The sequence below is a fragment of the Nostoc sp. genome, from assembly GCF_036917535.1.
Taxonomy (GTDB): Bacteria; Cyanobacteriota; Cyanobacteriia; order Cyanobacteriales; family Nostocaceae; genus Nostoc.
In genome coordinates, this window is the sequence record NZ_JBALDA010000035.1 from 81,351 (window position 1) to 94,079 (window position 12,729).

The 12,729-nt window shown below is 40.3% G+C and carries 7 protein-coding genes and 1 pseudogene; 4 read left to right on the forward strand and 4 right to left on the reverse strand.

Features of this window, described 5'->3' with window-relative positions:
* The first annotated feature begins 23 nt into the window (after positions 1 to 23).
* Positions 24 to 1,202 carry a GNAT family N-acetyltransferase gene (locus tag V7K56_RS11615; protein WP_334910530.1) on the forward strand — a complete coding sequence of 393 codons (1,179 nt, stop codon included), beginning with the start codon at positions 24 to 26 and terminating at the stop codon, positions 1,200 to 1,202.
* A gap of 374 nt (positions 1,203 to 1,576) precedes the next feature.
* Here the strand turns inward: V7K56_RS11615 and V7K56_RS11620 are convergent, their stop codons facing one another.
* Together V7K56_RS11620 and V7K56_RS11625 are read right to left on the reverse strand one after the other, a co-directional pair.
* Positions 1,577 to 2,095 (reverse strand): transposase, encoded by a 519-nt coding sequence (locus V7K56_RS11620; protein ID WP_334910532.1) that lies wholly within the window; start codon positions 2,093 to 2,095, stop codon positions 1,577 to 1,579.
* A gap of 46 nt (positions 2,096 to 2,141) precedes the next feature.
* Entirely contained in the window at positions 2,142 to 2,384 is a 243-nt protein-coding gene (locus V7K56_RS11625; protein ID WP_334910534.1) for a transposase, read from the reverse strand.
* A gap of 1,425 nt (positions 2,385 to 3,809) precedes the next feature.
* On the opposite strand from V7K56_RS11625, the gene V7K56_RS11630 reads away from it, so the two are divergent.
* Positions 3,810 to 5,132: a serine hydrolase gene (locus tag V7K56_RS11630; RefSeq protein ID WP_334910536.1), complete on the forward strand. Its 1,323-nt coding sequence runs from the start codon at positions 3,810 to 3,812 to the stop codon at positions 5,130 to 5,132.
* A gap of 69 nt (positions 5,133 to 5,201) precedes the next feature.
* On the opposite strand, the gene V7K56_RS11635 is transcribed toward V7K56_RS11630, so the two are convergent.
* Positions 5,202 to 7,469: a cytochrome-c peroxidase gene (locus V7K56_RS11635; RefSeq protein ID WP_334910538.1), complete on the reverse strand. Its 2,268-nt coding sequence runs from the start codon at positions 7,467 to 7,469 to the stop codon at positions 5,202 to 5,204.
* 277 nt (positions 7,470 to 7,746) lie between these two features.
* On the opposite strand from V7K56_RS11635, the gene V7K56_RS11640 reads away from it, so the two are divergent.
* Positions 7,747 to 8,667, forward strand: a complete 921-nt coding sequence (locus tag V7K56_RS11640) for a DMT family transporter (RefSeq protein ID WP_334910540.1) — start codon at positions 7,747 to 7,749, stop codon at positions 8,665 to 8,667.
* A 510-nt stretch (positions 8,668 to 9,177) separates the two neighbouring features.
* Positions 9,178 to 10,950, forward strand: a complete 1,773-nt coding sequence (locus V7K56_RS11645; RefSeq protein WP_334910542.1) for an alpha/beta hydrolase — start codon at positions 9,178 to 9,180, stop codon at positions 10,948 to 10,950.
* A 433-nt stretch (positions 10,951 to 11,383) separates the two neighbouring features.
* Here V7K56_RS11645 and V7K56_RS11650 read toward each other — a convergent pair.
* Positions 11,384 to 12,694 (reverse strand): annotated as a pseudogene (locus V7K56_RS11650) (IS701 family transposase).
* Between the last annotated feature and the right edge of the window lie 35 nt (positions 12,695 to 12,729).

Below are 12,729 nucleotides of genomic sequence, written 5' to 3' on the forward strand. Positions count from 1 at the left end.
TTGTCCTACTAATGGTATAAGAGATGACGGCTCAATTTGAATACAGTACTCTTGCCGATCCAAAGGATATTCAGCAGCTAATATATATCCTTGAGCAGTGTTTCATCACCGCAAGTGGTAGCGAGGAAGCTTATATTAATCTCATTGGCGTCAAAAATTTCCGTATTATTCGGGGATTTGGGCAATTAATTGGTGGATTGGCAACACTGGATATGGGTCAGTGGTGGGGTGGTGTGCGTGTACCAATGACAGGAATTGCCTCTGTGGGTATTGCTCCAGAATACCGTGGTTCGGGAGCAGCGATCGCTCTCATGCAGCAGACGCTCAAGGAACTTTATGCTAGAGGTATACCGCTCTCTGCTCTTTATCCATCAATTCAAGACTTGTATCGAAAAGTCGGATATGAGCAGGGCGGTAGCTGGTGTAATTGGGAAGTTCCAACTAAAAGTATCCAAGTACGGGGCCAACCCCTACCTTTACAACCAATAATGAGCATCAATCATCAAGTCTTTCACGAACTATATCAGCAGCAGGCGAGACTAACGCATGGATATTTAGACCGACATCGAGCAATCTGGGAGCGCTTAATCCAGCCAGATGAGAAAGAAACATTTTACGCATATTTTATCGGTACAAAAGAGAAACCCGAAGGCTACATCCTCTTCAGTCAACATTCAAAAGAGGATGGCGCAATCTTGCGGGTAAAGGATTGGGTAATTCTCACAGTTGCGGCTGCACAAACATTCTGGTCTTTTCTTGCCAGTCATCGCTCCCAAATCGAACAGGTGCGATGGAGGAGTTCTGCAATTGATTCCTTGACATTGCTGCTACCAGAGCAAACAGCCAAACTCAAGCATACGATGCGTTGGCTGCTGCGGGTAGTGGATGTAGTCAAAGCGCTGGAGATGCGGGGTTATCCATCGGGAATTGAAACTGAACTGCACTTAGATATTCAAGATAATTTGCTAGATGCAAACAATGGTAAATTCATTCTTTCTGTTGCCAATGGACGCGGTGAAGTTACAAAAGGTGGAAAGGGTGAGTTGCAGCTAGATGTCCGAGAACTAGCACCACTATATACAAGTTTGTTCGCTCCCTACCATTTGCAAATAGCTGGAAAACTGCATGGGACAGAAACAGCTATTTCAGCAGCTACGCAAATATTTGCAGCTACCTCTCCTTGGATGGCTGATTTCTTTTAACGTGATCTGTCAACAAACCTTTCTCTGCGTTGAACTAAAGTTAAAGTCTGTCCCTCTCTTAGTTGGTTTGGACGGTTTTGCGTAGTAAAACCAGCCAGAGGGATTAAAGTCAGCACTTGGAGTGAGGTTTGTTTTTGTTTCAATAACTTTTAGCTCACAACTCATCCGTATTTATCCCGTAATATTCATGTTCGTACGCTTCGTTGGATGTTTTGTATAAACCCTTGATTTCTCCTGTTGATTTTTGATAGATTACGTATGCAGTCAATAGCTGCTGAATAACTGCTGGATTACGTGTAACTACACTTTGTTTGCTGAAGACAGACAGTTTCAGCCATTTTAGAAATACCTAATTACAATATCCTTATAATACCTCACACCCGCAAATCAAACCTACAACCTCGATTTGCTTGGACGAATTTCTGTACCACTTCTGCTAGTTCGGGGCTTTCCGTTACCTGGCACTGCCCCCTATTGCCCCCTATGCCCAATTGCCCAATTGGCAATGCTAGTTGACCAGGTGAACATTTGCCCTTGCCCTTGCCCTTATGAACCTGATGACCAGCTAGCAGCTTACTACCCCAGTAGGACTTGCTGGCTATTTTTAATTTCGGTTTATACCTTTGGCAAAACCCGCGATACTTTTTGGCACATTCATCTAATGTTTTGCCCAATTGTAAAAAAGCTGGATGCCACAGAGTTAAGCCATCATTAGTCAACCCGTCGTAACTACCATAATTGCTGAAATCGTAAAAAAAACTCTGCCGCATTTGTGCAGCCTTGGGGTTGCCATGAATGTAGCGTAAAGTATTTAATGCTCGCTGCGTATCTGTGGGAGGAAACCCATCACAGTAATATCGCTTCTCCCAGAAATGTCCAGTACGATTTAACATTCTGTTAAAACACATCGCTGTGTACCAATTCAAGAAATGCATGATTTTACAATGAGTGTACGTGATTTGACAGAATGCACAGAGCATAAAGCTTAAAACCATATTTGTCCAAAGCTTTTTTGATAGCATACAAAAAGACCTCCCGACATTCTCGCTGCGCCAGATTAAACTCGCGGTTGTTGCAGCGAGTAGTAACGTGGTAAGAGAATCCTGGTTGAAAATTTCTCGGTTGGCGACTCATAGTTCTTGTTTGCGTGAGGTACACCCGTAGGGGCACGGCACAGCCCATAGGTGTCAACTTAACGTGAAAGCCTAGTCTGAATAAGAAGAGTGAAAATTTTTCGATGTACCACCTAGATTTAGATCCCCCCTAACCCCCCTTTTTAAGGCTACGGTGTACACACAAGTATGACCAGCATTAGTTTTAACTCTTCTAGTTGTTTCGTAGGGTGTGTTATGGAGACGCCGAAATAACAAATGCGTACGCCAAAATAACAAATGCGTACGCCAAAATAACAAATGCGTTCGCCAAAATAACAAATGCGTACGCCGAAATAACAAATGCGTTCGCCAAAATAACAAATGCGTTCGCCAAAATAACAAATGCGTTCGCCAAAATAACAAATGTGTTCGCCAAAATAACAAATGCGTACGCCGAAATAACAAATGCGTACGCCGAAATAACAAATGCGTACGCCAAAATAACAAATGCGTACGCCAAAATAACAAATGCGTACGCCAAAATAACAAATGCGTTCGCCAAAATAACAAATGCGTTCGCCAAAGTAACAAATGAGTTCGCCGAAATAACAAATGCGTTCGCCGAAATAACAAATATAGCGGTTCTCAATTGCGTGAAATACAGACCTAACCCCCAGCCCTTTCCCTGGGTTCGCACAGCGTCTCGTTGGTGCAGCCTCTCGTAGAGAAGAGAGGGAAGGGGAGTAAGCCTCAAAGCCTCTCTCCTTTTAGACTACGGTGTACGGTGTACACACAGTCAAATTACCCCCCTTCAAAACCCTCTTGCAAAGGGTGGAAGCCGGAAATCTAGTTACCTCCCCAACACATACGGCTATCCATTAGTCATATCTTTCTTTACAATCTTAAAACGCTTGTTTTGTAGGCATAGGCATCTTAAACACGCTCGGTGTAAGGCATATTTGACAAGTTACCTCTTAATCTTCTCGCTAAAAGTAAGTTTTTATTATAAAAAACGTGAGTGAATACTCTCGCAAATGTTGAGAAAGATCCGGGTAATGGATAGTTTCAAAGGGGAGGGTTAGGATGGGGTGACTCAGTGAGTAACCGTAAGTGAATGAACTCAATCTCACGTCTTGACAAGAGTTTTACGTTAAGTTGACACCAATAGGCAATGTTCCCTACGCGAAATCTATATGTATTAGGGTTTTAGTGAATAAGTTTTACTTTCTCTCTCTACAAAACATAAGTTGGAAACATAATTAATCCTTCGCTCGTCCTTCCGCTAGATTAACAATTTCTGTTGTTGTCAACTCACACCACAAATAAAACTGTCAGCGATTTACTTTTAATAAGTAATGATGATTTATCGTGCTTATCTAATCCCAAATATCATCTGGTAAAAATAACTCAACGGGATTTATGACTTTTCCTCCGGAAGTTGAGCACAGTCATCAGAAAACAATCTAAGTAAACCTGATTAGTTCCTCCTTACTTGCACACCCACATTCACAAAATGAAATCACATCTACTGGCGATTGGTTTAAGTAGTTTGCTTTTAGTTGCTGGACAAGCTAAAGCCTCACAATTACAGTCTTGGTACTATGATTCTAGCCAAAACCAATTAGACTTAACTACCACTTCGGGAATAGAACCAAAAGCCTTTTTATTAAATAATCCGAATCGATTAGTGATTGACTTACCTGGAACTAATTTTGATTCCGAGACTGTCAAACAAAGTTTTGGTAAGGCGATAAAAGAAATTCGCCTCGGTAAACCAGACTCTCAAACCACTCGTTTTGTCGTCGAGTTAGCTCCTGGTTATGATGTTACTTCCCAAAATATATCAATAAAAGGAGATTCTTATTCGCATTGGATTTTTAAATTCAATTCATTTAACCGCCAAACTAATCCCATTGTTGGAGAAAACAGAGAAGATATTGCTATCAAATCCACAGATGCATCGACATTTGCTGGAGTTGTGAATCTTGGTCAAGAGATGGTTGGTATCACTTCTCAAATTCGCAGTTTGTTAGCAAGTTATAAAACATTGGATCCAGGAATATTTTTCTTAGATTTATCTACAGGTAATTATATAGATATTAATGGCGAAAAAAGATTTGCTGCTGCCAGTACAATCAAATTTCCCTTATTAGTGGCTCTTTTCCAAGAAATAGATGCAGGTAGAATTAAACTCACCGATAAATTAGTGATGCGGCGCGATTTAAAGGTTGGCGAATCTGGAATTATGCAATATAAACCCATTGGTACTAAATTTAGCGTCTTAGAAACTGCTACCTTGATGATGACAATCAGCGATAATACCGCCACAAATCTGATTCTTGATCGCTTGGGTGGTGCAGCAAAAGTTAGTCAACGTTTTCGCAGCTGGGGATTGCAAAATACAGCACTTCGGAATCTACTTCCAGACATCGCTGGCACAAATACAACTAGTTCCAAAGATTTGGTCAGATTAGCGGCGTTAGTTTCTAATAATCGTTTGTTATCCCCAACTAGCCGCAATCAAGTTTTAGGCATTATGCGCCATGTCAAAACCAATAGTTTACTACCAGCAGGTATTGGTCAAGGAGCTACCATCGCCCATAAAACTGGTACATTGAGATTTATCATTGGTGATGCGGGTATTATTCAAATGCCCAACGGCAAAAGCTATTTAGCAGGTGTTTTAGTACAAAGACTAAACTACGATCCCAAAGCTGGAGATTTTGTCCGTGAAGTTTCGAGAAGAGTCTATAATTACCTAGACAATACCAAAATTAGCAATATACAACCGATACTTGGCAATGCCTCCGGCGGGCTACCTCTAAGCACTCCTTAATAAATATAGGGGCGTACAGCTAGCTGTACGCCCCTACATATCTATCGGTATCAGGTATTTCGTGAAATGTTATTTCAAGAAATTTCGTATAGCACTACCGCCATATCTACCAACAGCAGGAATTTCCAGGAAGCTATCTGTAGCTTTGCCTGTACCATCGTCGGTAACGAATTTTTCATTACCTGGATGTCCATTGGGCACAAAAAGTTGCGGATGATCAAAAGGCGCTTTCTCATACCTAACTCGGTCATCAGTCAGTCCCTTTAAAAAGGCAACCAATTGCTGTTTTTCTTCTGGTGATAGATTCAGTGGGGGAAGAACTCCAAAGTCACCACCTCGATTGTAAAAATCAACCACTTGCTCTAAAGTTGCTTGACCTCCATTGTGGAAGTAGGGGGCAGTGAGTTCGACATTGCGAAGTCCAGGCGCTTTGAAAGCTCCGTTTGCACTCACAGTTTCACTAGAATTCAACGGTGGATTGAGGACAGGGGGGTTTTCGCCAAGGAGAAGCTGAAATTTCCCTAACTGAGCCAATCGTGCCTCTGAAAGCGGATTATTTTGCACAGGGTCACTACCACCCAAACCGGGGTCGTCCGTTACAGGTCTAACGCCGATATTGAAGAAGCCATTGTCTTCAGCGGGTCTTGCACCGATTGGCGCACGTTTGATTCGTCCGTCTTTAGCCACGCTACTCACTGAAGCAGCTGTTAATTCCGATCCAACGTGGCAACCAATACACAGAGCCTTGCCCTGGAACAGTTGTTGACCTAGTTGCTGCTGCTTAGTTAAGGCTGTGGTGTTTCCTTCTAAGAAGCGATCAAAGGGCGTATCGTTGGCTATGAGTGTAGACTCGTACAACTGAATTGCCAGCCCAAAGAACAGTGAGAAGTTATACTCCAACTGCGTGTACTCTTTAGTTTTGGAAGAGTTATCAGCACTGTTGACAAAAGTCCTTTTACCTTCAGCATCAACTTGGATGAGTTGATTAGAATTCCACCACTCCGACTTAAAGGCATCTTTAATCAGCTGGTCGTAGGTTTTATCCTTCAGTCCGGGCAGAGGATATCTACTGTTTGCACCTAAAACGCTGTCTTGTGGATGCACAATCTGTTTGCCTAGCGGTCTGAGGCGAGATAACTTTTGCCCCAGGACTCGAGGCAGCTTTGTACCCCTAATTGACAGAGCATTTTGCACCAGTGTGCTGAAAGATTTACTGTTGCCAATTTGCGGCAAATCACCAGGAAGTTTATCAACGGAACGGAATACCGATGCCGGGTCAATCAGAGGATTAATTAGCGGCAGATTGCTGAAAGGTTTGTTGTTGTCAACTCGCCCGAACTTATCACCAATTTCTAGAAAAGTGCGACCATCAGCCGACAACTCGAAGGAACTCAATGGTGGCCCGAGCGCCTGAGAAGCCAAAGACGAATTATTCAGTCTAATTTTGACAAATTGGAGCTGATTTGGACTTTCTGCTTTTACCACAGAGGCGTTAGGATCTCTTAAACCGAAGGGATTCACCCCATTAAAGATGTTCTGTGCCCTTCCATCCCAAAAGTTGCGGAAGTTGAATGCTGAATTAATCACGGTTGGCGTGTTACGCAGCTGCACGCGGCGCACATTTGTACCTCCCACGTTAAACACCGGATCTGGTTCCGTTTTTACTTCGTCTTCTGCGCTACCAGGTACGACATTAACAAACTTACTATTGAAGACACCCTGAGAGGAACTGACATCATTTCGGTCAGATACAACGGTATTAGGATTATTCGGATCAGACAGCTTGTGGAAGGGAAAATCTCCTGGTTTAAGTTGGTAGTTTGGCGCACCACCTATATTAAAAACTGTATCTGGATTCACTGTACCATCAGCGTTAATCCGTAAAAGCCCAGGAGAAATCTGATTTTTGGATCTATTGTCGGCTCCAGCATGGAAGTGACAACTAGCACAGGAGGTCTGTCCGTCGCTCCCAACCTGCATATCCCAAAAAAGAGTCTTTCCTAACTTGATTGCAGCTGTTTTGTCTTTTACGAAGTTCCCAAGATTGTCAGGTTCTGGAACCGATACGCTCTTGAGCGAAATTAAAGACGGGGCTGTAACCCCTATTGATACAGTATTTCCGGCTATTACTGCTACCAGAATAATGGCAGCAATTGTTATAGTCCTTGAAAATTTCGATCTCAAGTAGTTAGGCTTGCTATATTTGAATTTCCACTCTTGCCGCTTTATTTTTGTCACTAAAGATTTGAGCAAAAATCGACCTCTTGAGGTTAGCAATAAGTAACTTGATAATACAGTGATAAAGATTACTAAGCTGATTATGGGTATAATCCCCATAGTTGTTTTCTAAAGTAACACCGAGATAAAGTATACATTTACGAGCAAGTTTTAAATTTAATATTCATGTAAAATAAACACGCAAATTACAAATTTTATGTGAACAAAAAATTCCCTCTTGGGGCTACGAATAATCAATTGAGTTTCGTCAGCTGATTATTTTATATTGAATTTGCATTGACTAAACTACTAATATCTATTCTCAACAAGAGTTTGATAAAATCACTTATATATATCTAAAACTTATTAGCAGCCCTACTTTGTGTAGGATATTTAAATGTTACTACATCAAAGTTCTGGTCGGTGGCGCTTAGGGCTAGTATTATCGCTACTAACGCTCTTATTGTGGGGAATTTTACCTATTGCCCTAGCAGTAACTCTACAAGTACTTGATGTCTATACCGTTATTTGGTTTCGCTTTTTGGTATCATTTATACTGCTTGCTGTGTATTTAGGGATTCGCGGCAAATTACCAAAATTAGAACAATTGCGCTCTGCTTCTGGAAAATTATTAGCGATCGCGACAATATTCTTAGGGATTAATTACTTTTCGTTTACCCAAGGTTTAGCATTAACATCGCCTGCTAACGCTGAAGTTCTCATTCAATTATCTACCCTTTTATTAGGTTTAGGAGGGTTAGTAATTTTTAAAGAACGTTATCGGCTGTCTCAATGGATTGGCGTTAGTGTAATGATTTGTGGTTATCTTTTATTTTTTCGCGAACAACTAACGAATTTAATTACAGCACATGGCACATATATACTAGGTAGTATTTTAATTGCGCTAGGATCGATGGCTTGGGCTATTTATGCTTTGGCGCAAAAGCAGTTATTACAATCTTTATCTTCCACCAGCATCATGTTGATCGTTTATGGAGGCTGTGCTTTATTATTCACTCCTCTAGTTAAATTAAAATCACTTTTTATACTTGATACTTTCCATTTAGGAATGTTGATTTTTTGTGCCTTGAATACTTTAATCGCTTATGGTGCTTTTGCCGAATCATTACAACATTGGGAAGCATCACGAGTCAGTGCAGTAATAGCTTTATCTCCCATTGTGACATTAATATCAGTCGCAGTTGTATCAGTTATTGCACCTGATTGGACACTACCAGAAAACTTCACCTTTATAGCAATATTAGGAGCGGGTTTAGTAGTCACAGGTTCAGTAGCGATCGCCTTGGGGAAAAGCTGATTAATTGCAATGTTTTTCAGGATTTTTACTGGCTTTTTCATTTAGTGATTTTGTGCAATATTCAAAGCTACAACATAAATACTGAGGCATACTATTTTTTATTTGTTATGATTTAATAGTGAAGGCAAACTACTGAAGTCAGCTGGATACTTTACCCATCTGTGTGATTTTGTAGTATTTGATTGTTGACTTTCTAGCCGAAATCTCTTTGAAGAAGAATTCAAAAATAAGAATTCAGGAGTCAGAATACATTACTAGGGAATTGGGAATCACTACTTTTTAAAACTACCCAATTTAAGATTTAGTAGGAATTTAAAACCCATCATTACCCATCATTTTAAGCAAGCTACATTCGCAACCATATATAATTCATCCTGATTGATAACTCCTGACTCCTAAATTCTGTTTTGATAAAATTGAGGCTAATAACTTTAAGTAAACTAAGCAGGGCGCCCGAATAACTACCAAAGCCAACACCCGATAAAACCAGACCACCGAAATAGTTGAGCGATGAATAGTTTGTTTGGTAATTGGGCCAGCATCCTCAGAAAAAATTCTTTATTGCTGGTTCTTTCAATGGTGCTGCCAACATTTGGAATTAGTAATTCTGTCTTGGCAGCAGAGCGGATTTATGCATCTTATTCAGCTTTGGAGCTTTCCATTTCAGTCACAACTTTAGAGAATTACGCCAAAACAGGTGTAATTAACGAAGACTTAGCAGCCTATCAGCAATATCTGCCTCTAGAACAGCTTCAAGAATTGCGGCGAACTTTACTTAATCGTGTGAAAGTTAGTCCGGTAATAGTTTCGCAACTTCTCTACACACCGCAAGGAGAATTTTTACTGCATCGGTTGGCGCAAGTGATTAAAACTAGTCAACCAGAACCAGAATTAGGTGCTTTGCGTTCGGCGCTAATTTTAGCCTCTGGTGAATCGGGAGGCTTGACACTTTTAAATGTGTTGCGTAAATATCCCACCAGCAGCATTCGTCTTGATGTCGCCGAGACTTTGGAAATAGCTACACAATTAGAGGAACTTGTTAACCAAACCCATCGGGCGATCGCAGCCGTTTCTCAAAAGTCTAAAATAGAAGCTGATAGCATTTCCCAACCAAATTTTTCGCAATTACTCGATTTAAATGTTCCAGGAAAGTTTAAGTCGCAAAAATACATCCTGAAGTTTTTCGACTCAACCCGTAATCGGCTTTTATTAACTGATGTTTATATTCCCAATGTCCAGAATGCTGCACCGATAATTGTAATTTCTCATGGCTTGGGTTTAGACAGCAGTAACTTTCAATATTTAGCTACTCATCTAGCTTCTTACGGATTTGCCGTCGTCGTTCCCAATCATCCTGGTAGTGATGCTAAACAATTGCGTTCTCTGTTAAATAGACGCGCCATTGAAGTCGCACAACCAAGCGAATTTCAAGACCGACCTTTGGATGTAACATATATACTGAATCAATTGGAAAAAGGCAATCAATCTGATTCACGGTTTAAAGGTCGCCTAAATCTGCAACAAGTCGGAGTATTTGGTCAATCTTTGGGAGGCTACACAGCCTTGGCCCTAGCAGGCGCTAAAATCAACTTTGAGCAGCTAAAACAAGACTGTCAACCAGCAGCACTGCAAAATACCTGGAATATGTCTTTACTGCTTCAGTGTCGCGCTTTAGAATTGAGCATTAGCAAGTCTGGCAAAGATTATAACCTGCGGGATGAGAGAGTGAAAGCTGCGATCGCAGTTAATCCCATTACTAGTTCGATTTTCGGCAAAGCTGGCTTAAGTCAAATTAAAACTCCAGTGATGATTGTCAGCAGTAGTGATGATACAGTTGCACCAGCTTTTTCCGAGCAAATTTTACCTTTTTCCTGGTTAGCAAATTCCCAAAAGTATCTCGTCGTGCTTGTTGGTGGCACACACTTTTCCACCATTGGTAATGCAAACCCTGCAAATCAACAAGTAGCATTACCTGCCGATATGATTGGCGATGCTTCTCAAGCGCGTCGTTACATGAATGTTTTGAGTTTACCTTTCTTCCAAACATACATTGCAGGCAGGCCGCAATACACACCCTATTTAAACGCCGCTTATACTCAAAGCATTTCTAGTAAGTCGCTTGGTTTGAGTCTCGTCAAGTCATTGAATACGACCGAATTAGCACAATTATTGGATATAAAAGGAGCCAAACTTGTAAAAAAAGTTCCCAACACCATAGTCAGCTTCGGATTTTGGATGTTGGATATTGGTGTTGCATTGCTGCATGTAATGATTTTTATTTGACTTTGAACAGACGTTATTAATCGAAGCATTCAAAATGTGTAAATTTACCTTATAACTCTATACACTTGGATTAAAGCTTGATTCTACCTAACCTTCTTAAAAAGCAGAGAATTAGAGCTAATTTGTAAACTAAAGTAAAGTCTTTGATTCGTAGGGGTTTCAGGAATTTGAGCCATAAGAGCGTTTATTCTTTGAAAGTTCTGCCCAGCAATGAATTGGATATGCTTAAGATTTTCTTTACAAAGCAGTTCTTAGGGCAAGCCTTTTTAATACCATTTCTTTCTGAGGCTGCGCCAAACCCTTTTAACTTCTTTCTTTGTGTTCTTCTCTACGAGACGCTACGCGAATGCGTCCTTTCCGATTCGTTTTTCTTTTTTGTACTTATGATTTAGCGCATCTTCATACAGAATTGGTATAACTTTCTTTTGTCACTCTAGGCAGAGGAAAAAGAGAAAAAGTCTGACCAAAGCGATAAAAATAGGTGATTGTGCAAGGTATTCATGAGACTAATCAGGTAAGAAAATCCATTTTGAAGTTGCGGAATAGAAAATACTTTGAGCCAAGGTTTAATCAAGTTGAAAAGGATAAAAGGTTGAACAATAAGACGTAAATTATTCAAGATATTCTTCCAACCATAATTTTCATCCCATAAAGGGTGTTCCGCAAATAGTTGGAGAATATAACTGTGGGATTCATGGAAGACACTCGAATGAAGGCTGACCATGAGATAGGTACTACAAACTATTTCCCACCATTTCTGAATGTCAGGATAATGAGTAAGCCGGAAATCTGCTCATCCGAGTTCATTTTTACTCTGTTTTAGTCCATATTCTACCCATGTTCGTAAACCATAAAGATTCCCGACTTCTGAATACTTAATATCTGGAACATTCGTCATTAAAAACCATGTTGAATTTTCTGGTAGCTTTTCTGTATCCGTTGTAATTTGCCAATAACGAATATTGCGCCGCTTCCCGAAAATAATTTCTCTAATATATCGAACTTCCTGATTACCATTCGAGAAAACACGGTTTAATTTTCGCCATTTATTATACCTGATGCTTTGCCCTTCTGGGAGCCAAACTCCGTGGTTACTACGTATAGCTACAACAAAATTTAGTTCTAATTGATTTAAAATACTAATGAAATTTCCATCACTTTCCCCATACAAACTATCTGCCAAAACCAATTCAAACCTAAACTCCATTCCTTGGAGTTCTCTGATTAATTCTGCTGCAATTTCTGGTTTTGTTTTATATTTATCTCCTGCTTTCAATCTCTCCCGTGGTTTATAAATTTGAAATGTTAATGGTAAGGTCATATCTTCAATCACACCATAGGCTGTCACTACCACTATTCCATTTTATATTTTGCCTAAATTCCCAATATACTGCCGTTTTACATAGTCTGTAGTACGACCTTGTTTTTTGTCTCCTGTTTCATCAATTATTATAATTAGTGCTCGCTCTTTTAATACTCGCAGTATTAATTCTAATCTTCGCTTCTTTAAAAATTCTACTGACCACGGTGATGCTGTCAAAAAATGATTTATGAACTGCTGATTCTCTAACCCTACAACAAGAGCTATTTCTGGTAATGATTTTCTTTTTATTTCGGATATCATTTCCAAATGTAAATTTCGGAAATTTTCAAAACTCCTGACTTCTGGAAAGATGTTTCTGTAGATTGCACAATATTCGTCCACAAATTTGATGCTTGGTTTGGGGTCTCTTGGCTGTGTCATCCTCCCCTCCTGGCTTTCAGCCCTTCTTTCTGATT

Excerpts from the sequence above, each read along its gene's own strand:
- V7K56_RS11615 (WP_334910530.1), top strand. The coding sequence starts at position 24 with ATGACGGCTCAATTTGAATACAGTACTCTTGCCGATCCAAAGGATATT.
- V7K56_RS11620 (WP_334910532.1), bottom strand. The coding sequence starts at position 2,095 with ATGTTAAATCGTACTGGACATTTCTGGGAGAAGCGATATTACTGTGAT.
- V7K56_RS11625 (WP_334910534.1), bottom strand. The coding sequence starts at position 2,384 with ATGGGCTGTGCCGTGCCCCTACGGGTGTACCTCACGCAAACAAGAACT.
- V7K56_RS11630 (WP_334910536.1), top strand. The coding sequence starts at position 3,810 with ATGAAATCACATCTACTGGCGATTGGTTTAAGTAGTTTGCTTTTAGTT.
- V7K56_RS11635 (WP_334910538.1), bottom strand. The coding sequence starts at position 7,469 with ATGGGGATTATACCCATAATCAGCTTAGTAATCTTTATCACTGTATTA.
- V7K56_RS11640 (WP_334910540.1), top strand. The coding sequence starts at position 7,747 with ATGTTACTACATCAAAGTTCTGGTCGGTGGCGCTTAGGGCTAGTATTA.
- V7K56_RS11645 (WP_334910542.1), top strand. The coding sequence starts at position 9,178 with ATGAATAGTTTGTTTGGTAATTGGGCCAGCATCCTCAGAAAAAATTCT.